The organism is Ensifer sp. VA4 (genome assembly GCF_055710065.1).
On record NZ_JBVQPO010000017.1, the window covers coordinates 19,800 to 40,941 of the forward strand.

A 21,142-nucleotide genomic window follows, 5' to 3' on the forward strand; every position below is an offset into this window, starting at 1 on the left:
GACGACAAGAGGATTTTGCATGCCGGCCCGGACGGGCAGACACCCGGCCTTCGGAGAGGCCGAAGCACGATCAGAGGAGGAGAAAACATGAGGAAAACTGCAGGCATGCTTTGCGTCGCCATGGGGCTGGCGTTTGCTGGCACAGCGGCGCAAGCGCAGGAAATCACTCTGCGCTCGGCGGATATCCACCCGGATGGCTACCCGACGGTCGAGGCCGTCAAATACATGGGGCAACTGCTTTCCGAGCGTAGCAACGGGCGGATCAAGGTCGAGGTCATGAACAGTGGCGTGCTCGGCGGCGAGAAGGACACGATCGAGCAGACGCGCTTCGGTGTCATCGACATGAACCGCGTCAATGCCGCGCCCTTCAACAACCTCGTCAAGGAGACGATGGTGCTTGGCATGCCGTTCCTGTTCCGCTCGACCGAGCACATGCACAAGACGGTCGACGGCCCGATCGGCGACGAGGTGCTGGCGGCCTTCGAGCCGCACGGCCTGATCGGTCTCGCCTTCTATGATTCCGGCGCGCGTTCCTTCTACAGCACCAAAAAGCCGATCGAGAATCTGGCGGACCTCAAGGGCCTGAAAATCCGGGTGCAGCAGTCCGATCTCTGGATCGCCATGATGCAGGCCTTCGGTGCCAACCCGACGCCGATGCCGATGGGCGAGGTCTATTCGTCGCTCGAGACCGGTGTCGTCGATGGCGCCGAGAACAATTGGCCGTCCTACGAATCCGCCCGTCATTTCGAGGTCGCCAAGAACTATTCGCTCACCGAACATTCCCTCAATCCGGAAATCCTGGTCATTTCCAAGATGACCTGGGACAAGCTTTCCCCCGAGGATCAGGCCCTGGTTCGTCAGGCGGCCAAGGACTCCGTTGGCAAGATGCGCGAACTCTGGAGCGCGCGCGAGAAGGTCTCGGAAGAGAAGGTTCGTGCCGCCGGCGCAAACGTCATCAAGGTCAACAAGGAGGAGTTCGCCGCCGCAATGGCGCCGGTCTACGACCAGTTCGTCAGCGACCCGAAACTCAAGGACCTTCTCGAGCGGGTGAAGGCGGTCAAGTGACGGCAGATGAAAGGCCGGGTCCCGGGAAAGGAACCGGCCTTCGCAACTGTCCATAGGATTGCTTTCGCGGAGGAGGAAGAAAGATGCGTCGTTTCATGCGGGCGATACGCCCGCTTCTCGGGGCGCTAAGCCGCGCGTCGCTCTATATCGCCGGCACCGGCATGGTCGCCATGACACTGATCGTCGGCTGGCAGGTGTTTGCCCGCTATGTTCTGAACGACTCGCCAAGCTGGTCGGAGCCCTTGTCTCTCCACCTGATGGCCTGGTTCATCATGCTTGGCGCGGCGGTCGGCGTGCGCGAGAGCGTGCATCTCGGCCTCGATGTCATCCGCCACGTGATGAAGCCTTCGGTCCAGCTTGCCATGGATCTGACGAGCCTTGGCCTGATCGTCATCTTCGGGGCATCCATGGCCTATTACGGACTGCTTCTTTGCATCGGCACATGGAGCGCCACTATTCCGGTCCTTGGATGGCCGGGAGGGGTCGACTTTTTTCCGCTCATCGTCGGCGGCGTGATGATTGCCCTCTTCGCTGCCGAGCGTTTCGTTGATCTGGTTCTGGGTGTCGATGTCGCCGCCGATATCGTCGTGCAGGAGATGGCCTGAATGGCTTACACTATTCTCTTCGGGGTCTTCACCCTGCTGATGCTCATCGGCACGCCGATCGCGTTTTGCCTCGGTATCGCTTCCTTCGCCACCGTGCTCTATCTCGGCCTGCCGCCGGTGGTGGTGTTCCAGCAGTTGAATTCCGGCATGAACGTCTTTGCCATGATGGCGATCCCGTTTTTCATCTTTGCCGGCGACCTGATGGTGCGCGGCGGCATCGCCAACAGGCTGATCCAGTTCGCCGCCGGCCTCGTCGGGCATCTGCGTGGCGGCCTTGGCCAGGTCAACATCGTGGCCTCGACGCTCTTCGGCGGCATCTCCGGCTCGGCAGTCGCGGATGCTTCGGCCGTCGGCGGCCTGATGATCCCGCAGATGGCAAAGCGCGGCTATGACCGTGACTACGCCGTCAACGTTACCGTCAACGCAGCCATCATCGCGCTGATGGTCCCCCCATCGCACAACATGATCCTTTATTCGATCGCCGCCGGCGGCAATGTCTCGGTCGCCGATCTCTTCACCGCCGGCATCATTCCCGGCCTGCTGCTTGCGCTTTCGCTGATGGTGACCGCCTATGTCGTCGCAAGGCGCAGAGGCTATCCGGCCGAGCCGTTCCCGGGTTTTTCCAGGCTCTTCTACTATCTGCTCGCCTCGTTTCCGGGCATCGTCCTGATCGGCATCATCTTCGGCGGCGTGCGCTCCGGCGTGTTCACCGCCACCGAAAGCTCCTGCATCGCCGTGCTCTATGCCTTCCTCGTCGCGATGCTGGTTTATCGCGAACTGGATTGGACAGGCTTCGTCGAAGCGGTCATGGGGGCGGTGCGCACCACCGCCATGGTTCTCCTCGTCATCGGCATGGCGGCATCCTTCGGCTGGCTGATGGCCTTCCTGCAGGTGCAGGCGCTGATGATCGGCGCGATCGGTGCGATTTCGGAGAACCCGATCATCGTGCTGCTCGTCATCAACATCATCCTCTTGTTCCTCGGCACCTTCATGGACATGGCGCCGATGGTGATCATCTGCACGCCGGTGCTGCTTCCGGTCGTCAAGGCGTTCGGCATCGATCCGGTACATTTCGGGGTGGTGATGATCCTGAATGCCGGCATCGGGCTCAACACGCCGCCGGTGGGCACGGTGCTCTTCGTCGGCTGCGCCGTCGGCGGAATTTCCATTCGCGAGGCGATGCGCACGATCTGGCCGTTCTTCGGCGCCAGCATCGCAGTGCTGATGGCTGTCACCTACATCCCGGCGCTGTCGCTCTGGTTGCCGTCGGTCTTCAAGTGAGCTGACCCCCTGCATGTCTCCTTAATCGACCTCGATTTAAGGACAAAGACATGCAGCAAATCAAAGTCCTACAGCGACGTTTGCACGTCTGAAAAGACGCGCGGCGCTGTAGGTGGTCCTGCGGAACTCGGCATCTCTGCCGGACCGCCCACCTTGAAGGTGGGCCGGCTAATCGTTTCTGTTGGCGGCGATGCACTGGCGTTCCAGGCGCTTGAGGAAAACGCCGATCTCCCTTGCCGCCTGCAGATCGCCCTTCCGCTCGGCGACGGCGCGGCCTTCGCGCCAGACCTGGAGCGCCTCTTCGAACCGGCCGACCTTGTGTAGAATGGCACCACGCAGTTTCCACGCAGCGGAATAGTCCCGGTCGAAGGCGATTGCGCGCTCGACATGGGCAAGCGCGGTATCGAGGTCCGCTTCCTGAAGGCAGATGCTGGCGAGCGTGAAGCGCAGCAGGGCGTCGTCCTTGCCGGTTTCTAAGAGCTTTTCGAGCGCTTGCCGCATTGCTCCTCCTACGCGATCGCCGGTTCAGGCCGCAGGCTTGCTTGGGTGCAACGTCGCGGGCCCGTTGCTCGGCTGAGCCGGCAACGATCTCGTCCCGTTGAGAGACTGATACCGCCGGCGGCTCCAGATCAAGGGGCCGGCATGGGTGGAAGTCTCGGTTGCGACAATTGTTCCTACGAATAACGTGTGGTCGCCGACCTGCACCGAAGCGCTCAGCAGGCAGTCGAGCGCGGCGGCAGCGCCGAGAAGCCTCGGCCGTCCGCTCGGCCAGTCAGCCCAGATGCCGACGAGGTAACGCCTGGACGCTTCAATCTTGCCGGCGAAGGCGTCCGCGATCAATTCTTGCCCCTCGGCCAGCATGGCGAGCGAGAAACCTTGCTCGGCGACAATCCGCATGGCAAGCGGGCTGTTAGCCTTGATCGAAACGACGATCGATGGCGGGTTCGCGGTCAGTGAAAAGGTGGCGGACACGGTCCGGCCAAGACTATTGGCGCCCTTGCCGGCGCTTGCCACGCAGACGGTGGCAGCGAGATGCGACAGGGTGTCGGCGAACTCCGGTTTCGACACGGCCAGATCGGCGTGGGCGTCGATGTCGACGGAAAGCGGAGGTGTCTGGCGCATGGGTCTTGTTCCAACTGAGGATAGCCCGTGGCGGCGGGGAGACGCCACGGGGTTTGCGGAAGCCAGGCTCAGGCGGGGGCAAGAGGGCTGCCGCAAATTCTCTGACTTGCTGCCCACAGCGCCGCGCGTCGACGCGCAAAGGTCGCTGTAGCACTTTGAATTGCCACATGCCTTTGTCCTTTAACCGGCTACGATCAAAGGAGACATGCAGTAGAGCTGCTTCCAGCTCAGGGCGATCCTCAGCCGGTCAGGCGGACTTCAATTCCGCTTCGGCAAACTCGTAGTTGGCGAGCTTGTCGAGGAAGTTCGACGCGTAGTCCGGCCGGCGGTTGCGGTAGTCGATGTAATAGGCGTGTTCCCAGACATCGAGGCCGAGCAGAGCCTTGCCTTCGTTGATGGCGACAGGGTTGGAGCCGTTGGCGGTCTTCGTCACCTTGAGTTTACCGTCCGGGCCAAGCACGAGCCAGGCCCAGCCGGAGCCGAACTGGCTGGTGGCGGCCGCCTTGAAGGCGTCCTTGAAGCCTTGAACGCTGCCGAAGTCTTCGATGAGCTTCTTTTCGAGCGCACCGGGGATCTGCCCGCCCTTGGGCGAAAGGTTCTTCCAGAACAGGATGTGGTTCCAATGCTGGCCGGCATTGTTGAAGACCGGCGCCAGTTCCGCCTTGCCGTGGCTGTGGCGAATGATCTCTTCGAGCGACAGGTCGGCGAGCGATACATCCTTCTCGACGAAACCGTTCAGCGCCGTGACATAGGCCTGGTGATGCTTGCCGTGGTGGAACTCGATCGTCTCGGCGCTCATGCCGTTTTCAGCGAGCGCACCGGGTGCATAGGGAAGGGCGGGAAGTTCGAAGGCCATGATCAAATCCTTTGCGGGCGGGACACTCTCGAGGGATCACTTGTCTGCGGTTGGATGAGAGTGTATTTAGCAAGAGACTTCTTTGTAAATCTGTGTGCAGGAATATGTCAAGCGATCCCTTGTTAAATTCAGAGCGGAGCAGCGGCCGCACGCCGGGCGAGCGCATCATGCTGGCGCTCAAGCTGCATGGCCCGCAGACGGCGACGGCACTCGGAAAGCGTCTGGCGATTACCGGCGAGGCCGTGCGACAGCAGCTTGTCCGTCTTGCCGAGGATGGTTTGGTCCTATCGTGGTCGGAGGCGAAAGGCGTCGGCCGCCCTTCGCAGTTCTGGGGGCTGACCGCCGCCGGCCATGCGGAGTTTCCCGATACCCATGCGGAGCTTACCGTCCAGCTCTTGAGGACGATCCGCCAGACGCTCGGCGAGGCGGCGATCGAGCGGCTGATCGCGGCGCGGGAGGACGAGACCCGGCAGAACTATGGCGCAGCGATGACGGACAAGAAGGACCTGCGCGAGCGGGTGGACGAACTGGTGCGGCTGCGATCGCGGGAAGGCTATATGGCGGCCTGCGAGGATCCTGGCGACGGCACGCTGCTCTTCGTCGAGAACCACTGTCCGATCTGCGCTGCCGCAACGAGCTGCCAGGGCTTCTGCCGGGCGGAATTGAGTGTGTTCCGTGCGGTGCTCGGCCCCGGTGTCGAGGTCGAGCGCGCCGAGCACATTCTCGCCGGTGCTCGGCGCTGCGCCTACGTCGTCAAAATGGTGGATCAAGCCGCCTGATCGGCGGCGGTAGGAGCACGACGCCGCGCCGGCTGAATGCAGGCGCGGCGTCGGAAGCTGATCCTATCAGCGCGCGCCCATGCGCAGCGCGCCGTCGAGGCGGATAACTTCGCCGTTCAGCATGCGGTTCTCGCAGATATGCTGCACGAGTGCGGCAAACTCGTCGGGTTTACCGAGGCGCTGCGGGAAGGGAACGCTCTTGCCGAGCGAATCCTGTACCTCCTGCGGCATGCCGGCCATCATCGGCGTTTCAAAGATGCCCGGAGCGATGGCGACGACGCGAATGCCGTGGCGGGCAAGTTCGCGGGCGATCGGCAACGTCATCGAGACGACGCCGCCCTTGGAGGCAGCATAGGCCGCCTGGCCGATCTGGCCGTCGAAGGCGGCGACCGATGCGGTGTTGACGATCACGCCCCGCTCGCCGTCGTCGCCCGGCTCTTCTCGCTCGATCGCCTCGGAGGCAAGCCGCAGCATGTTGAAGGTGCCGATCAGGTTGATCGTGACCGCGCGCGAAAAGCTCTCCAGCCGATGCGGCCCGTCGCGGCCGAGCACCTTCTCGCCGGGTGCAATGCCGGCACAGTTTACAAGCCCGTGGAGATGACCAAAGCGGTCCAAGGCCGCTGCAACGGCGGCGGCGGCATCCGTCTCGCTGGTGACATCCGTCTTGTGGAAGAGGGCGTTGCTGCCGAGCTCGTCGGCCATTTTCTGGCCGGCCTTGGCGTTGACGTCGGCAAGAACCACACGGGCGCCTTCGCCATGCAGCCGCCGCGCGACGGCTGCGCCAAGGCCCGAACCGCCGCCGGTCACGATAAAGACTTTTCCATCGATCAGCATCTGAGGCTCCTCCCGTACCGGATCGTGTCGATAGGCATGGACATAGCCTTGCGGCGGCACGAAGCCAAGGGCGGCGTTGTGCCCGTTCCTGGCTTATGTTTCCCTGCCTTCCGCAAGCCGTGTCTAGACGTTCGCCACCAGATGTGGTTCGGTTCGGGTCCAAAGCGGGGCTGGACGCCGAGGAAGAAACCGACTCGACTGATGATATCTCCCGGCGGGCGGGCGCTGCCGTGTGCGCCGCCTGACGTCCATCTCTCTCGCTGGTCAGCTGCGCATCCTGGCGAGGAATCTAGCGTCGTGCGATCGGCGACGTCTCGATGATCTTGATGCCGACGGCGTTGCTGGATTCGTCATAGACGATCTCGCCTCTGCCGATGATCATGCCGTTGACCTTGAGTTCCACCGGTTCGCCGAAATTGCGGTCGAGATGGATCGTGTCTTCAGGATGGAGTTTTGAAATCTGGGAAACTGTCAGCTTGGCGCGCCCGATGACGGCTTCGATCGCCAGGGGAATGCCCTGGACCGCACGCTCGCTCATCACCGAGCGGCTCTCAAGCGCAGGGCTCTCGTCGAGTTCGACCAGCTCATCCTGTAGCTTCTTGTTAATCATTCTGCACCATCCAAAGCACTGATTCACGACTCTTTAACAAAGAGTTGCGCCAGTTCGCCCTGGGTGGCAACCGTGGCTAAATGGGGGTTCTCCCTGCCTCGTAGGCGAGCGTTAACAAACGGTTAACATCCACAACGCCGGGCCGGCAGATGGCCTCAAAGCGTCACTGCGTTCCAGTTTCCGTCCCGTTTTTGGAAACCGATCATGCGCCGGCCGTTCGGTAACTTGTCGCCGAGTCGCACGACATAGACGTAGCCTTCGTAAACCATCAGCCCCTGATCACCGTTGCTGTAGAGAATCTCGAAGCTTGGCGGTTTGTTCGGGGAAGCGCCTGCATCTGTCGGCGTCCCCGACAGATCGATCGCGGCGACTTCCGCGGGAATGCTTTGCGGACCAACGAGATAGTATAGCGACGACGTAAGGGCGGCGACGCTCAGGAGGGCGCCGACCAGTGACGGCACCAGGCGTAGCTTGAAACGTGTCGGCGTCGGCTGGGATGTTGCAACACTCAAGTTCGTTTTCCCGATTCGATCAAATATTTCCACCGGAACCGTTCTCACGCGGCATTGCCCGGCAACCATTCCAGACAATGCTGTTCGCGGGCGGCCGGATTTACCTGCGGAAGCCGTTTCCTGCTTCAATCCCAAGAGGTCACAGCCTCTCAGAATCAACAGCATGCCCATTCGCCGGTATCACGGACATATGGTTCCGGTCGTTTCCACACCTTTTGCGTGTCGCGAAGACCGGCCCCGCTTTGCCTTCAAGTAGGGCCGGTATGGTGTATTGCCAGGCGGATATACGGACGGCTTTAGGCTGCCTCGGGCTTGGTGGCGTGAAGGAGCCGCAGCCATGGGGCGAGGTGAAAGACGCTCATCAAGAGGTACATCATGGTCATCCCGCCGATCTGCGGGGCCGGCTCGCCGGCGCACAACATTTGCCCGACCTCGGTGCCCCATGCGCCGGTCGAAATCGCCATGAGCGCGAAGGTCGGCGACGCCGCGAGGGCGAGCCCATCGGCCGCCCTACGCGCCGCCATCCAGCGGAGCTCTCGCGCGCCGGCAGAAAGTCCGGCGCTCATCGCAGCGAGCTCGCGTCCTGGCTTCGCATCGCCGCCTCGCCGGCGTCCGAGACCTCGACCCAGCGCCGATCGGGCGCGGCGCCTTCGATGTAGCTGTCGTTCCAGTTCCACCACTTGTAGGTCGGGGTCTGGGGATAGCCCTCGGGAGAGTCCTCCCAGACCTCCTGTCGGCCGAGCGGCGTGATGTCGAGATAGTTCCAGGTGCCGCCCATCTGTTCGTCGCCGCGGTTGTTGATGAAGTAGGTGCGGAACAGCCGATCGCCGTCGCGGAAGAACACGTTGTGTCCGTGCCACTCGTCGACGCCGAAATCGAGGTCGAAGCTATCGGTGATGGTGTACCAGGGCATCGTCCAGCCCATGCGCGCCTTCAGCCTGGCGATATCCGCCTGCGGCGCTCGCGAAGCGAAGACCAGGGTGGTGTCGCGGGCGTTGAGGTGGGAAAGGTGGGCAACCTGATCCGCGACCATCGAGCAACCGCGACAGGCGTGCTCGGGCCAGCCATAGACACCCGGCTCATAAAAGGCGCGGTAGACGATCAACTGATGCCGACCGGCGAAGAGATCGAGGAGGCTCGCCTTGCCGTCCGGGCCCTCGAAGACATATTCCTTCGTCATCGCCATCCACGGCATGCGCCGGCGCTCGGCGGCGAGCGCATCGCGAGCGCGAGTAAAGGCCTTTTCCTTTACGAGCAGGTTCTGGCGTGCTGCTTCCCAGGCCTGCGCAGAGACGACCTCCGGCTTTTGCATGGTTGGCTGGTCGGTGGCCTGCCCATTGTCGACTGTCTTGATCATGGCTTTCAATCTCCTCGTTTGAGACGAATTCTGCGTCGTGCGGCTGGAGCGCCGGGATGCAGGTCGTCGCGCCGTCATCGAGGGGAGTTTGGCACCACGGATCAAATGTCGGGAGTAACAACTGTGACGGAATTAAATCGGGCGATGCGATGGGGGCGTGTGGGCCGGCGAGGGCGGCGGGCGTCTCCGCTTCGGCGCGGCCCCGCAACGGCTTCCCCTTCTATACTTCCCATGTCTCGGTCCACCTGCCGGCGGCCGTCATTCGGTTGTCGTTGACGTAGCGCGCATCACCGTTGAATACGCTTCGTATGGTTGGCCCGCCTTCCGGATGCATAACTTCCCGATTATGATTTTGGCCCCATATTTTATTTTTACATCACCGTTTGGCATGGCAAGTTGATGCCTATCAAATCAACGGGGTTTGCGAGGACGATGCCGGTTCGGAAGCGATCGGCATTTCAGGGAGGAAACATGAAACGGATGATTCTGGCTGCGGTCGCGGCTTTGGCAATGAGCGGCGCGGCTTATGCCGACACGATCAAGATCGGCGTCGTCGGGCCATTTTCTGGTCCGTTCGCGCTTCAGGGGAAGAATTTCAAGGCCGGCATCGACGCCTATATGGCGCTGAACGGCAGCAAGGTCGGCGACGACGATATCGAGATAATCTATCGCGACGTGCCGCAGGCCGATCCCGCCCAGTCCAAGGCGCTGGCGCAGGAACTGGTGGTGAAGGAAGGCGTGCAATATCTTGCCGGCTTCTACTTCACGCCGGATGCCATGGCGGTAACGCCGCTCCTTACCCAGGCGAACGTGCCGCTCGTCATCATGAATGCGGCGACCTCTGCGATCGTCACCAAGAGCCCACTCGTCGTGCGCACTTCATTCACTACCTGGCAGACCTCCACGCCGATCGCCAAGGTCGCCAAGGATGCCGGTGTCTCCAAGGTGATCTCCGTCGTCAGCGATTACGGCCCGGGTGTCGATGCCGAGAACGCCTTCAAGGCGGGATTTGAAGCGGCCGGCGGCCAGGTGGTCGAGGCGATCCGCATGCCGCTCGCGACCAATGATTTCTCGCCGATCATGCAGCGCATCAAGGATTCCGGTGCCGAGGGCGTCTTCGCCTTCCTGCCGTCCGGCCCGACGACGCTCGGTTTCGTCAAGGCCTTCAAGGAGAACGGCCTGAAGGACGGCGGCATCAAGTTCTTTGCCCCCGGCGATCTGACGCAGGAATCCGACCTGCCGGCCCTCGGCGAGGCCGCGCTCGGCATCCAGACGACCTTCCACTACGCGGTCTCGCATGACTCTCCGGAGAACAAGGCCTTCGTCGAAGCGGCCGGCAAGGCGATCGGCAACCCGGCCGAGCTCTCCTTCCCCTCGGTTGGCGCCTATGACGGCATGCACGTGATCTACAAGATGATCGAGGCGACCGGTGGCGAGCAGGACGCGGCCAAGGCCGTCAATGCGGTCAAGGGTCTCTCCTGGACGAGTCCGCGCGGCCCGGTCACCATCGATCCGGAATCGCGCCACATCACCCAGAACATCTATCTGCGCGAAGTCGCCAAGGCCGATGACGGCACCTACTACAACAAGGAAATCCAGACCTTCGAGAAGCAGGGCGACCCCGGTCTCGCTGCGCTGAAGTAGGAGGTTGAGGCGGGCGCCTAGCGCCGCCAGCACCGAGGCGCAGATCGGCTGCGCCCGTGAGCGGAGACGCGTGCACCGCGACATCACAGGCGCTGGCGCAGGGATGGCGCTGCGCGCATATTATGCGTCCCCAATCCGGCGCGGCAAAAACTGGAAGAAAGGGCAACGGATAGCCCCATGCAAACCGTCCTCAGCATTGCGATCGATGCCCTTGCCTATGGCATGGTGCTCTTCGTCATCTCCATCGGCCTTTCGGTTACCATGGGCCTCATGCGCGTGGTCAACCTGGCGCATGGCGCCTTTGCCATGATCGGCGGCTACATCGCCTCCTATGCCGCGCGCGATCTCGGCCTTGCCTATGGCTTCGCCATCCTCCTTGCGATCTTTGGTACCATCGCCATCGCTGTTCCGATCGAAAGGCTGCTCTATCGGCGGATCTACGGCGCGCCGGAACTGACCCAGGTGCTGATGACCATCGGCATCACCTTCTGCATCATCGGTATCGCCAACTACGTTTTCGGGCCGACGCTGAAGACCGTGCCGTTCCCAAGCGAATTGCAGGGATCGGTCGACCTTGGCTTCCGGGCGATCGCCACGCACCGCATTTTCGCGATCCTTTGCGGCCTCGCGGTCGCCGCCGGACTCTGGTACGCGATCGAAAAGACCGCCTTTGGCGTGAAGCTGCGCGCCTCGGTCGACAATGCGGCGATGGCTGCCGCCCTCGGAGTGCGCACGGAGATCGTCTATGCCGTGAGCTTTGCGGTTGCCGTTGGGCTCGCCGCTTTCGGTGGGGTCGTCGGCGCCGAGTTGCTTCCGGTCGAACCCTATTATGCGCTGCGCTACATGGTGACCTTCCTCGTCGTCGTCTCTGTCGGTGGTGCCGGCTCGATCCCCGGCGCTCTGATCGCCTGCCTGCTGCTCGGCGCGATCGATACGACCGGCCGCTACCTCATGCCGGAATTCGGCGAGTTCTTCTTCTATCTGGCGGTGATCGCGATCATCTGCATCTTTCCGCGCGGGCTCGCCGGGAGGGCCAAGGGATGACCATGACGACCACGAACGACATGATTGCGGCATCGCCCGTGCGCCGGCGCTTCAACGGTGGAGACCTCATTGGCCTGGGCATCATCCTGCTGGTCGCGGTGATCGGCTATTTCCTCTTTCCCAACAATCTGGCGCTTCTGACCCGGATCATTGGGGTAGCTCTTCTGGTGCTGTCGCTCGATCTCGTCACCGGCTATTGCGGTGTTGCGACGCTCGGTCACGCCGCCCTCTTCGGCGCCGGCGCCTATGCCGCCGGCATCGCCTCGGCGCATTACGGCATCAACGATCCGCTCGCCATGCTGGCGTTCGGTATTGTGGCTGGCGCGGTGGCCGGGCTCGTCTGCGGTGTCGTCATCCTGCGCGCCCACGGTCTGCCACAACTGGTGCTGTCGATCGCGCTCATCCATCTCTTTCATGAGTTCGCCAACAAGGCATCGTCCTGGACCGGTGGCAGCGACGGCCTTTCCGGGATCGCCCCGACGGCGCTCCTCGGTCTCTACGAGTTCGACCTATGGGGACGCACAGCTTACGTGTTCGGCGTTGCGTTGCTCGCGATCGTCTTCGTTTTGTTGCGGCTGATCGTGCGCTCGCCTTTCGGTATGCTGTGCCGGGGCATCAAGGAAGATCCGATCCGCATCCGCTCCATGGGTGCCTCGCCGAAGATCGCGCTGATGAAGATGTATGTCATATCCGGCGCCGTTGCCGGCGTCGGCGGCGCGCTGAACGCGATCACGACCCAGGTCGTCGGTCTCGACAGCCTTTCCTTCACGATGTCGGCCGAAAGCCTTGTCATGCTGGTACTCGGCGGTACGGGCTCTCTTTTCGGCGCGCTGACGGGGACGGTCGTCTTCATGTTCTTCGAGGACGTCGTGTCGGCGGCAAACCCCTTTCATTGGCTGACGATGGTCGGGGCGCTGTTGATCGCCGTCGTGCTGTTCGCACCGAGGGGCATCTACGGTACCGTCGCCAGTTTCGTTATCCGCCGCCGGGAGGCGAAGTGATGCAGCCGATCTTTGAAGTCCGCAACTTGAAACGCGCCTTTGGCGGGCTTGCGGTCACCAACGATGTCAGCCTCAGCATGGCGCCGGGAGACCGGGTGGCGCTGATCGGCCCGAACGGCGCCGGCAAGACCACCTTCGTCAACCTGGTCACCGGCAACCTCCGGCCTGACTCCGGCGAGGTGCGTATCGGTGGCGAAGCCGTGACCGGCGTCGATGCGATCGGCCGCGTGCGGCGGGGGCTCGTTCGCTCGTTCCAGGTGACCCGCCTCTTTGCCGACATGACGCCCGCCGAGCATGTTGCACTGGCCGTGCTGCAACGAAGCGGTCGCGCTGGCCGCCTCTTCGGCAATTTTCTGGGCATGTCCGATGTCATGGCCGAGGTCCAGGACCTTCTCGCCAAGCTCGGCCTCAAGGAGTTGATGCACCGCAAGGTGAGCGAGATTGCCTATGGCCAGCAGCGCCTACTGGAGATTGCCGTCGCACTGGCGCTGAAACCGAGGGTGCTGCTCCTCGACGAGCCCGCCGCCGGCGTGCCGCAGAGCGACACTGGCCGCATCGAGCAGGCGCTGGCCGATCTGCCTGATGATCTCGCCGTGTTGATGATCGAGCACGACATGGACCTCGTCTTCCGCTTCGCCAAGCGTGTGATTGTTCTGGCTGCGGGCGCGATCATCTTCGACGGGTCGCCGTCGAAGGTGACGAAGGATCCGCGCGTACGGGAAGCCTATCTGGGGAGCTATGCCAATGCCAGCCACGCCGCTTGAGGTCGAAAACCTGTCCGCGGGCTATGGCCCGACGCGCGTGCTCGAAGGTGTGTCTTTCGCCGTTCCGGCAGGAGCCCGCCTCGCCGTTCTTGGCCGCAACGGCATGGGCAAGACGACACTGCTTGCCACTCTTGCCGGCCAGACGCGGCGATATGACGGGCGCATCCGCATGGGTGGCACGGACGTGACGGCGCTGCCGAGCGCCGCGCGCGCCATGCAGGGGCTTGGTTTCGTGCCGCAGGCGCGTTGCGTTTTTCCGACACTGACCGTCGAGGAGAACCTTTTCGTCGGGCTCAAGAACCGTCCCAAGAGCGCAATCCAGGAAGCCTACGACATGTTCCCGCGTCTCCATGAACGGCGACGCAATCTCGGCAGTCAGCTATCCGGCGGCGAGCAGCAGATGCTGTCGACGGCGCGCTCGATTCTCGGGCGACCTTCGATCCTGCTTCTCGACGAACCGCTGGAGGGTCTGGCGCCGGTTATCTGCGAGGAACTGATGAAGGCCTTCGCCGAACTGGCAAAGACCGGCGACATGACCATCCTGCTGGTCGAACAACGCATCCAGAGCGCGCTCGATTTTGCCGATCACGTGATCGTGCTCGAGCGCGGCCGCATCGCCTGGACAGGAACACCTGAGGCGCTCGCCAAGGACCACGGTGCGGTAGAGCGGCTGCTGGGAGTCGGCGGCTTGCATTGAGCCTGGGTTCAACCCGGTTCGTGCCGCGGCGGATCGAGACGGCTGCGCTCACGCTCGTAGTAGCGCGCAAGTGGCGGCAGGACTTTCTGCAATTGGTCGAACACCACGTCATGCGCCTGAAGCACGCCGTCATACTTGGCTTGCACGAAAGACCGGTGGCGCTCGAGCGCTTCCTTGTTGGCGCCGACCGCGACGGTGAAGACAGGCGATACGGTGCTGCGTCCCTTGACGGTGATGCGGTCGAGCTCCGCGATCGGGAAGGTCTTTTCCACGAGACGCGCGGTCTCCTCGCCGAGGAGCAGCGAGATACCGTAATCCTTGGACGCTCCTTCGAGACGCGAGGCGAGATTGACCGCATCGCCGAGGGCGGAGTAGTCAAAGCGCTGATGCGAGCCCATGTTGCCGACGACGCATTCGCCGGTGTTGATGCCGATGCCGATCCGCAGCGTCTGCGCGGGCCCGCGCTCCCGCTTCGCCTCGGCCTCCAGCTCCTCGTTGACCCGTGCGAGCGCCGCAAGCATGTCGAGCGCTGCACGCACCGCATGGACCGCATGGTCGGGGTCGTCGAGCGGCGCATTCCAGAAGGCCATGAGGCAGTCGCCGATATATTTATCGATAGTACCGCCCTGCTTCAGCACCGCATCCGACAGCGGCGTCAGCAATCGGTTGACGAGCGTCGTCAATCGCTCCGGATCGTCCTTCATTTCTTCGGCAATGGTGGTGAAACCGCGGATGTCGCAGAAGAGAATCGAAAGCGTGCGTCGTTCGCCGCCGAGCTTCAGATGCGACGGGTCCTTCGCCAGTCGTTCGACAAGGGCCGGGGATAGGTACTGCTGAAAGGCCCGGGTGATTTCGCGGCGCCGTCGACGTTCGTCGGCATAGTCCAGCCCAGCCTGGCCGGCGGCCACCGCAAGGAAGGCGAGTCCCGGGCCGAGCGGCGAAAGGAAGGCATGGCCAAGACGCATCGCCGCGTAGCTTGAAAGAACAATGAGACTCAGCGCGACAATGGCGTAACCGAGCGTGCGCCACCCCGTCGTTCTGAGCACGGCGAAAGCGGCCAGGATCGCCGCAAATGCGATCGCAGCGATTACAATGGGTCGTGGAGCCCGCTGGATGAAGAGGTCGTGCGCAAGATTGTCGTAGATCGTCGCCTGCATCTCGACGCCGGAAACGAGCTTGTTCGAATGGACGGTATCGGATGTTGCAAAAGCATCGGCGCCGCCATCGGCAATCGAAGGTGCATTCTGCAAGCTGAGGCCGACGAGCACGACACGATCGCGAAAGGTGCCCTCGGGCAGGAAATTGTCGGGATCGAGCGCCTGGTAATAGGAAACGGTCGGATAGGTCCGCGCCGGTCCGAAGACCTGGATGAGCGCGTCCGTCGGGGGAGGTTGCCTCCGCGTGCCGGCGATCCCGGCGAGAGCGGCGGCAAAACCGTCCGGATAATCGGGGATCGAGCGCAGCGTGCCGTCGCCGCCAAGATTGACCGAGGCAATGCCGGTTATGGCACCCTTGGCAGTGAAGCGGGCAAGAGGCTCGGTGCGCACGAACTGATCGGCCTGTGGCGCTTCCACCAGCGTCTGGTCGCCGGCGAGGACGACGTCGGCACCAAGCGCATTTTCCAGCTCATCATCATGCGCCGGATCGGCAGACGGCTCGGCAAAAATGACGTCCATCCCGATCGCGCGGGCACCGGCCTTGCGCAGCGCTTCGATGAGACGGGCGTGGAGGGCACGTGGCCATGGCCACTGCCGGCCGATCTCGGCCATCGATGGCTCGTCGATGGCAACGACGACGGGGCTGTTGTCGGGCAGCGGCGGCGTGCCGACGGTCGACAGATAGTCGAAGCTGCGCAATTCATTGAGCAGCCAGGCATTGGTCAGGGTCGCAAGCGAAAGCGCGATGCTGACAAAGGCGGCAAGCCCCAGAAGCTTCAGCCGCCGCAGTGCGAAGCCACGAGCATCCAACTGTCCGTATCGGCCGCCCGATGCCTGCACGGCGATGTGCTCCTTGATCAGAACCGCACCTTGATCGTGCCCTTGAACGTCGGTCCCCAGCCGGGAATGCCGCTTCTGAGCTCGAAGTCCTCGTCAAGCAGATTGAATGCCGCGAGGTCGACTTCGATCTGCTTGTCGAAAGGCTCCCATTGCAGCGATGCGTCGAGCGTCCAGAAGTCGTCGAGCGTCGTTCCGCCTGCCGGCCGCGAGCCGATGTAGTTTGCCGCGATCGTCGCCTTGACGTTGGCGGTGTTGACCCAGGTCAGCGCTACCTGCCCGGTGTTTTCGGGCACGAAGAGAAGTTCGTCCAATTGGTTGGCAGTGCGCTCCTTGACGTCAGCTTCCGTATGGGCCGCCGTCAAGGAAAGACCGAAGCCGTGGCCGATCGCAAAGTTTGCCGTCGCAGCCACCCGGTCGAGCCCGACCTTGGCGTAGTCGAGACTACTGGTGGAGAGCGGGATATCAAGCGACAGTTCGCGTACTTCCTGGTGCTGGTAATCGAGCGCCGTGAACAGCCAATTGTTCCATTCCGCGTCCCAGCGGAATGCCAGTGTGTCGGCGTAGCCTTCCGCGCCGAAGCGAAGCTGGTTTGGCTGCAGGGCTACGACGCCGATCGGGGCAAGGGTGGCGACGTCGAAGTTCAAGCCGTCGCGCATGGCGGCTGCTCTCAACCAATGGCCCTCCGCCGGCGCCCATGCGATGCCGAGCTTCGGTTCGAGGCGGATATCGCCGTCGTTGACATCCTCGATGTAGCGGGCAAACAGCGCGCCTTCCGCCTTCAGGTCCGGCGTGATTTCGTAGATCGTGTCGAGATAGGCCTTGGCGACGGTCTGCGTCGCGGATGTCGAGGCGGATGCGATAAGCGGATTGTTGATGTTGCCGGTACTGACCCCGAGCGGATCGAAGATATCGAGCGTGCTCGACGACCTGACCACACCACCTTCGATCCCGTACCGCCAGGTGAAATCACCATCACCATAGAGGTGATTGATGGCGGCGATATAGGTCCGCTGTTCGTCCTCGCTTCGACTGGTGGCAAGGTCGGGAAAAGTCACGTCCGACAACCGAACTCGCTCGTTTTCGACGATGTTTCGGTCTGAGAAGAAGAAAGCGGCGTTGGCTATGTTGCGGTAGCCGAATGTATGGCTCCAGGCCACGCCCGATAGCAGCCGTGACGAGCTGTCGTCATTGATCCCATCCAGATCAAAAGGTGCCGCGCGTGGATCCGGAATGTCAAAAATGCTTCTGACATCATCAACATCGACATAGTTGGCGTAGGCCACAATCCTGTCGTCCGGCGTTGGAGAGGCCGTAAGGTAGCCGTTGCCGCCGAGCAGGCGCGTCTCGCGCTCGATCGCCAGGCCCTGACCAAGGTCCATCGTATCGCGTGGCTCCTCCCAATGGAGGTTGCCAAAGACGCTGATCGGGAAGGGCGAGAAGGTGAGCCCGCGCACCTCCGCTTCGCCGATCCAGCCCGTGTGATCGTCGTCGGCGATGATGCCGCCGCCGAGCGCTGCCTCGAAGAACGGTCGCTGGACAATGTTCGTCGTGCGCTCGCGGCTCGCCAGCATATGGGGTTCGATCAGCAAGCCTTGAAAGAAGGCGGAGAAACTTTGCGGGTTGGCGGTGTTGACGACCGGGCTGCCGTCGAAATCGTAGTCATTGAACAGCGGATTGACGCTGCCGCGCACCGCTTGGTCGACATAGCTCGATCCCGTGAATGGATCGAAGACCACGTCGCCGTAATATTGACCCCAGGCATTCAACCCCTGAAGGCGGAAGGCATCGTTGAGCGTCGAGCCGGCGTCCTGATTGGCGCCCAGCGGCGCACTGTCGCCACCGCGCGCCCGGGTTCGCCGCATCAGTTCCTGCGCATAGCGGATTGCCGCATCGGAATCGTATTCGTCGATCGCAATGGCGGTTCGCATCTGCATGATGACCGGATCGTTCTGATCGAGGCGATCGGCATTGTCGAGTGCTTGCGCGGCGGGGATGCGGTCGCCTTTTTCGTAGTAGGCGCCTGCCAGCAGCAATTGGGCATTGGAATAGGCGGGATTGGCGGTCGAGCCGGCGAGCAGGTCGTTCAGAGCCTTGTCCAGTTCGCCTGTCTGCATGTGGTAGCGCCCTCGGGCGACCAAGGTGATGTCGAAGGACGGGTCGGCGGCGAGCGCCGCGTCGATCTCATCCTTCGCCTCCTTCATCCGGTTTTCATCGAGGTAGAGGATCGAGAGATTGGCGTGGTAGAGCGGGTCTGCCGGGTCGAGTTCGATTGCCTTCTTGAACGCTCTTTCGGCGCCGCGATTGTCGCCCCGATCGCTCTTCGCCAAGCCTATCCAGTTCCAGATGGACGGATCGCCCGGGGTGATTTCGACAGCGCGCTCAAGGTCCGCCAGCGCACCGTGCCGATCATTTTCAATGAGCAAACGATACTTGGCGCGAGATTCAAGCGCGGTTGGATCGTCGGGATCATTCGCAAGAGCCCTTTCGATGCCGTCGCGGATTTCGTCGCGATCGTCAAGCAACATGGCAAATTGCGCGCGCGCCGCCGGAAGGAACGGGTCATCCGGATATTGCCGTTCCGCTTTCTTGATCGTTTCAATCGCCGCGCGAATGTCGGTGCGGAACCCCGCGGTCCAGGCGGCGGCAAAAGCCCCATAGGCCCCCGCTGCCTGAGACGGCGGCTCCTCGATACGATCCGGATCTGCCAGGGCGCGGGCAAAATAGCCGCCGTAAGCGGCGACTGAGCGGCGCTTGGCATCGAGCCCGGGGGCTGCCTTTTCAAAGAGCCGCGCCGCATCGCTATATCGGTTCTCGGAACCGGCAATGAGCGCTTCGATGAGGTCTGCGCGTGCGTTTTGCGATCGATTGAGGCCGAGCCGCCGGGCCTGTTCCAGTGCCGCTGACGCCTTCGTCCGTCCGTCGAGCCCCAGGTAGATTTCGGCGATCGTCAGCCAGTCTTCGGCCGAGCGAGAGGATTCAGGCTGCGCTTCGATCCGCTCGCGCTCGCGGCGCATGTCACGCACCTTGAGCGGCGTCGGCGGCATCAAGGCGAATGCATCACGGAGCGACAGATGGAACAGCATCTGCTCGCGGTCTTTCGGCGTGACGATCACGATTTTGGTTGGCGCCTTGCCAATCGCGGCCACGGCACCTTCGCCCTGCTTTACCGTCACGCTACCATAGGCGTTCTTAAGTTCCACGACGCCTTCGAGAACGGTCAGTGAGGTCGTGTCACCAGCGACGGTCAACGTCCAGTCCGTGCCGCGAATGGCCGCCGTTGCCGCAGGCGTGTCGATTTCGAGACCCTGGCCGCCGCGTTCCGCGCGCGCCCAGATCGTGCCCGACTGCAGTTCGAGGTTCGTGTCGCCGCCCGCTCCCATGCGCTTGACGCGCAGCGCCGTGTTGCGGCCGAGCCGGATTTGCGTGTGGTCGGAGAAGAGAACCGCGAGAGCCCCGGTTGCATTGGTGCGCAGGACGTCGCCAGAAAGTAGATCCTGCGCGAGGTCGACGAAGCGCCAGTTCGAAACATCGACGAAACGAACTTCCTCGCCGGATTTGCGGGCGATTACCGATCCGGCGACGGGCGGCGTTCGCTTAACCGGTTCCGCGAATACTATGCTTGGACAGAGTATCGCTGCTGTCGCAAGCAGTACTCGAAGTCTTTGCCGCCCCATCTTATTTCCCGTCTCCACCCCACTGTGGATTCAGTGAATTTCGAGTGAGTCAAAGTCAATAGCGTTCGAATATTCGAAGTTGTTTTCCAAGCTATGTGTCTTATTCCGGAAACAGGTTGTGTTATGCCGCGCGTAACGTTCGGGAGAGGTGCAAGCCAGCAGGGTGCGCATTTTCGCGGCATATGTAGCAAATGCTACAAGGTTCCATGCTCTGTGATACACGATCCGGAAGGAAAGCACCGCCCTCGCGAGGCAGAATGCTGTACTCGAAACCGCAATCACCATTTCTATCCTGGTTTGGCTCACTGGTAATTTCTAAAAGGGCTGGGCGGCGGTCCAAACGTTTCCGGACGCTTAACCTCGATTGCCCGTGTTGAGTATATCTTTTGGTGATATATATACATGGTAGTTGGCACCGATACGGGCTTCAGTCTTGCAAGTCGAAGGATGACAGGCGATGAACAAATTGGACGCGCTGACCAGACAGAGAGCGACAGGCCGGCTTCTGTCTGCGATAGAAAGCGCCAGTCGTATCGTCAAGGACGCGCAACGGCTCGGTGTCGACGTATCTATCGTAGGTCTCTTGCAAAGAATTCCTTCAAGGCGCACTCGGATATAGATCTTCTTGTTCATGGAAGCGCCGCTCCGCACCGCCGCGCCATGGTTGAACGTCTGGTAGCCGAGCACTTGCGCGGGACTGGCCTTCCCTATGATCTTATTTTTGAGGCCGACCTCACTGAAGAGCGGCTAAAGGAGATGTTGCATGACCTTGTTTAGGCATCCAGCCTTTGCACGACTGTCGCCAAAGATGGAGAGGGCAAGAGCGGAGCTATCAGAGCTTAAGAAGTACTCTAACAGCCATTATGACGAGTTTCTTGCCGGTGACTGGGGGGCCGCCTCTGCAATATCCCTCGGAGTTCACAACATCTACAATGGCATCGAGGACATCCTGTTGAGCCTGGCGAGGGATGTCGACGATGCGGTGCCTGGGGGCGCAACAATGCATCAAGACCTCCTCGACCAGATGGTTACCGAAATCGCTGGGATACGGCCCGCCGTCCTGGATAGTGAACTCTATGAGTCGCTAAGCGAGTTGAAGAGCTTTCGGCGTCTTGTTCGCCATCGGTATGGTTTCGATCTAAAGCCGGAAAGGGTGCGCGAAAACCTTGATAGGGTGACTGTGGCTCTTCCAGCTTTCATCGAAGCTGTGAGTTCTCTTGAACAAGCGCTCCTTGAAGAAGCCCCCGATGACAACGGCGGTGGCGACGGCTCAGGCGGCGGTACGTCCGGTGGATCGTAG

20 protein-coding genes are annotated in these 21,142 nt (G+C 62.1%); 10 read left to right on the plus strand and 10 right to left on the minus strand.

What is annotated here, in order from left to right:
* The first annotated feature begins 87 nt into the window (after positions 1–87).
* The 3 genes from AC0C6X_RS26320 (at position 88) to AC0C6X_RS26330 (ending at position 2,951) form a co-directional block, all read left to right on the plus strand.
* Positions 88–1,065, plus strand: a complete 978-nt coding sequence (locus AC0C6X_RS26320) for a TRAP transporter substrate-binding protein (protein ID WP_173519829.1) — start codon at positions 88–90, stop codon at positions 1,063–1,065.
* 83 nt (positions 1,066–1,148) lie between these two features.
* Complete coding sequence (locus AC0C6X_RS26325; RefSeq protein WP_173519830.1) at positions 1,149–1,670, plus strand: TRAP transporter small permease; 522 nt, start codon at positions 1,149–1,151, stop codon at positions 1,668–1,670.
* Positions 1,671–2,951, plus strand: a complete 1,281-nt coding sequence (locus AC0C6X_RS26330; RefSeq protein WP_173519831.1) for a TRAP transporter large permease — start codon at positions 1,671–1,673, stop codon at positions 2,949–2,951. It begins immediately after the preceding gene.
* 168 nt (positions 2,952–3,119) lie between these two features.
* Here AC0C6X_RS26330 and AC0C6X_RS26335 read toward each other — a convergent pair whose 3' ends face one another.
* The 3 genes from AC0C6X_RS26335 to AC0C6X_RS26345 all read right to left on the minus strand — a co-directional run bounded on the left by AC0C6X_RS26335 (position 3,120) and on the right by AC0C6X_RS26345 (position 4,929).
* The gene (locus AC0C6X_RS26335) at positions 3,120–3,452 is read right to left on the minus strand and encodes a hypothetical protein (RefSeq protein WP_210266659.1); all 333 of its coding nucleotides are present in this window, start codon (positions 3,450–3,452) and stop codon (positions 3,120–3,122) included.
* 24 nt (positions 3,453–3,476) lie between these two features.
* Positions 3,477–4,073 carry a flavin reductase family protein gene (locus tag AC0C6X_RS26340; protein ID WP_472956020.1) on the minus strand — a complete coding sequence of 199 codons (597 nt, stop codon included), beginning with the start codon at positions 4,071–4,073 and terminating at the stop codon, positions 3,477–3,479.
* 247 nt (positions 4,074–4,320) lie between these two features.
* The gene (locus AC0C6X_RS26345; RefSeq protein ID WP_173519834.1) at positions 4,321–4,929 is read right to left on the minus strand and encodes a superoxide dismutase; all 609 of its coding nucleotides are present in this window, start codon (positions 4,927–4,929) and stop codon (positions 4,321–4,323) included.
* Between the two features lie 167 nt (positions 4,930–5,096).
* Here AC0C6X_RS26345 and AC0C6X_RS26350 point away from each other — a divergent pair, with 167 nt between their 5' ends.
* Positions 5,097–5,708, plus strand: coding sequence for a helix-turn-helix transcriptional regulator (locus tag AC0C6X_RS26350; protein WP_210266660.1), 612 nt, complete (start codon positions 5,097–5,099; stop codon positions 5,706–5,708).
* A gap of 66 nt (positions 5,709–5,774) precedes the next feature.
* On the opposite strand, the gene AC0C6X_RS26355 is transcribed toward AC0C6X_RS26350, so the two are convergent.
* The 5 genes from AC0C6X_RS26355 to AC0C6X_RS26375 all read right to left on the minus strand — a co-directional run bounded on the left by AC0C6X_RS26355 (position 5,775) and on the right by AC0C6X_RS26375 (position 9,021).
* Positions 5,775–6,542, minus strand: a complete 768-nt coding sequence (locus tag AC0C6X_RS26355) for a 3-hydroxyacyl-CoA dehydrogenase (protein WP_472956024.1) — start codon at positions 6,540–6,542, stop codon at positions 5,775–5,777.
* 289 nt (positions 6,543–6,831) lie between these two features.
* Positions 6,832–7,152: a FliM/FliN family flagellar motor switch protein gene (locus AC0C6X_RS26360; RefSeq protein WP_173519837.1), complete on the minus strand. Its 321-nt coding sequence runs from the start codon at positions 7,150–7,152 to the stop codon at positions 6,832–6,834.
* Between the two features lie 155 nt (positions 7,153–7,307).
* Positions 7,308–7,829 (minus strand): hypothetical protein, encoded by a 522-nt coding sequence (locus AC0C6X_RS26365; RefSeq protein ID WP_472956026.1) that lies wholly within the window; start codon positions 7,827–7,829, stop codon positions 7,308–7,310.
* Positions 7,830–7,960: 131 nt separating this feature from the next.
* Positions 7,961–8,188, minus strand: coding sequence for a hypothetical protein (locus AC0C6X_RS26370; protein ID WP_472956028.1), 228 nt, complete (start codon positions 8,186–8,188; stop codon positions 7,961–7,963).
* Positions 8,189–8,226: 38 nt separating this feature from the next.
* On the minus strand, positions 8,227–9,021 hold the full coding sequence (locus tag AC0C6X_RS26375) for a DUF899 domain-containing protein (protein ID WP_472956029.1): 795 nt from the start codon (positions 9,019–9,021) through the stop codon (positions 8,227–8,229).
* Between the two features lie 471 nt (positions 9,022–9,492).
* Between AC0C6X_RS26375 and AC0C6X_RS26380 the strand changes: the two genes are divergently transcribed.
* From AC0C6X_RS26380 to AC0C6X_RS26400, 5 genes are all read left to right on the plus strand, one after another.
* Positions 9,493–10,665 carry an ABC transporter substrate-binding protein gene (locus AC0C6X_RS26380; RefSeq protein WP_472956032.1) on the plus strand — a complete coding sequence of 391 codons (1,173 nt, stop codon included), beginning with the start codon at positions 9,493–9,495 and terminating at the stop codon, positions 10,663–10,665.
* 177 nt (positions 10,666–10,842) lie between these two features.
* Complete coding sequence (locus AC0C6X_RS26385) at positions 10,843–11,709, plus strand: branched-chain amino acid ABC transporter permease (RefSeq protein ID WP_472956034.1); 867 nt, start codon at positions 10,843–10,845, stop codon at positions 11,707–11,709.
* Complete coding sequence (locus tag AC0C6X_RS26390) at positions 11,706–12,710, plus strand: branched-chain amino acid ABC transporter permease (protein ID WP_472956037.1); 1,005 nt, start codon at positions 11,706–11,708, stop codon at positions 12,708–12,710. The genes AC0C6X_RS26385 and AC0C6X_RS26390 overlap by 4 nt, the downstream gene beginning before the upstream one ends.
* A complete protein-coding gene (locus tag AC0C6X_RS26395) occupies positions 12,710–13,474 on the plus strand; it encodes an ABC transporter ATP-binding protein (protein ID WP_472956039.1) in 765 nt (254 codons plus the stop codon). The genes AC0C6X_RS26390 and AC0C6X_RS26395 overlap by 1 nt, the downstream gene beginning before the upstream one ends.
* Positions 13,455–14,171 carry an ABC transporter ATP-binding protein gene (locus AC0C6X_RS26400; RefSeq protein WP_173519845.1) on the plus strand — a complete coding sequence of 239 codons (717 nt, stop codon included), beginning with the start codon at positions 13,455–13,457 and terminating at the stop codon, positions 14,169–14,171. Before AC0C6X_RS26395 ends, AC0C6X_RS26400 begins: the two co-directional genes overlap by 20 nt.
* Before the next feature lie 8 nt (positions 14,172–14,179).
* Here AC0C6X_RS26400 and AC0C6X_RS26405 read toward each other — a convergent pair whose 3' ends face one another.
* A complete protein-coding gene (locus AC0C6X_RS26405; protein WP_472956042.1) occupies positions 14,180–16,168 on the minus strand; it encodes a CHASE2 domain-containing protein in 1,989 nt (662 codons plus the stop codon).
* 17 nt (positions 16,169–16,185) lie between these two features.
* On the minus strand, positions 16,186–19,842 hold the full coding sequence (locus AC0C6X_RS26410; protein ID WP_472956043.1) for a FecR domain-containing protein: 3,657 nt from the start codon (positions 19,840–19,842) through the stop codon (positions 16,186–16,188).
* A gap of 763 nt (positions 19,843–20,605) precedes the next feature.
* Here AC0C6X_RS26410 and AC0C6X_RS26415 point away from each other — a divergent pair.
* Positions 20,606–21,142 carry a ribonuclease toxin HepT-like protein gene (locus AC0C6X_RS26415; RefSeq protein ID WP_472956044.1) on the plus strand — a complete coding sequence of 179 codons (537 nt, stop codon included), beginning with the start codon at positions 20,606–20,608 and terminating at the stop codon, positions 21,140–21,142.

Bases quoted from the DNA above. Each gene is read 5' to 3' on its own strand.
- AC0C6X_RS26385 (WP_472956034.1), top strand. From the start codon at position 10,843: ATGCAAACCGTCCTCAGCATTGCGATCGATGCCCTTGCCTATGGCATG.
- AC0C6X_RS26350 (WP_210266660.1), top strand. From the start codon at position 5,097: ATGCTGGCGCTCAAGCTGCATGGCCCGCAGACGGCGACGGCACTCGGA.
- AC0C6X_RS26370 (WP_472956028.1), bottom strand. From the start codon at position 8,188: ATGGCGGCGCGTAGGGCGGCCGATGGGCTCGCCCTCGCGGCGTCGCCG.
- AC0C6X_RS26410 (WP_472956043.1), bottom strand. From the start codon at position 19,842: ATGGGGCGGCAAAGACTTCGAGTACTGCTTGCGACAGCAGCGATACTC.
- AC0C6X_RS26400 (WP_173519845.1), top strand. From the start codon at position 13,455: ATGCCAGCCACGCCGCTTGAGGTCGAAAACCTGTCCGCGGGCTATGGC.
- AC0C6X_RS26330 (WP_173519831.1), top strand. From the start codon at position 1,671: ATGGCTTACACTATTCTCTTCGGGGTCTTCACCCTGCTGATGCTCATC.
- AC0C6X_RS26320 (WP_173519829.1), top strand. From the start codon at position 88: ATGAGGAAAACTGCAGGCATGCTTTGCGTCGCCATGGGGCTGGCGTTT.
- AC0C6X_RS26365 (WP_472956026.1), bottom strand. From the start codon at position 7,829: ATGCTGTTGATTCTGAGAGGCTGTGACCTCTTGGGATTGAAGCAGGAA.
- AC0C6X_RS26355 (WP_472956024.1), bottom strand. From the start codon at position 6,542: ATGCTGATCGATGGAAAAGTCTTTATCGTGACCGGCGGCGGTTCGGGC.
- AC0C6X_RS26325 (WP_173519830.1), top strand. From the start codon at position 1,149: ATGCGTCGTTTCATGCGGGCGATACGCCCGCTTCTCGGGGCGCTAAGC.
- AC0C6X_RS26390 (WP_472956037.1), top strand. From the start codon at position 11,706: ATGACCATGACGACCACGAACGACATGATTGCGGCATCGCCCGTGCGC.
- AC0C6X_RS26335 (WP_210266659.1), bottom strand. From the start codon at position 3,452: ATGCGGCAAGCGCTCGAAAAGCTCTTAGAAACCGGCAAGGACGACGCC.
- AC0C6X_RS26380 (WP_472956032.1), top strand. From the start codon at position 9,493: ATGAAACGGATGATTCTGGCTGCGGTCGCGGCTTTGGCAATGAGCGGC.
- AC0C6X_RS26345 (WP_173519834.1), bottom strand. From the start codon at position 4,929: ATGGCCTTCGAACTTCCCGCCCTTCCCTATGCACCCGGTGCGCTCGCT.
- AC0C6X_RS26415 (WP_472956044.1), top strand. From the start codon at position 20,606: ATGACCTTGTTTAGGCATCCAGCCTTTGCACGACTGTCGCCAAAGATG.
- AC0C6X_RS26360 (WP_173519837.1), bottom strand. From the start codon at position 7,152: ATGATTAACAAGAAGCTACAGGATGAGCTGGTCGAACTCGACGAGAGC.
- AC0C6X_RS26340 (WP_472956020.1), bottom strand. From the start codon at position 4,073: ATGCGCCAGACACCTCCGCTTTCCGTCGACATCGACGCCCACGCCGAT.
- AC0C6X_RS26375 (WP_472956029.1), bottom strand. From the start codon at position 9,021: ATGATCAAGACAGTCGACAATGGGCAGGCCACCGACCAGCCAACCATG.
- AC0C6X_RS26395 (WP_472956039.1), top strand. From the start codon at position 12,710: ATGCAGCCGATCTTTGAAGTCCGCAACTTGAAACGCGCCTTTGGCGGG.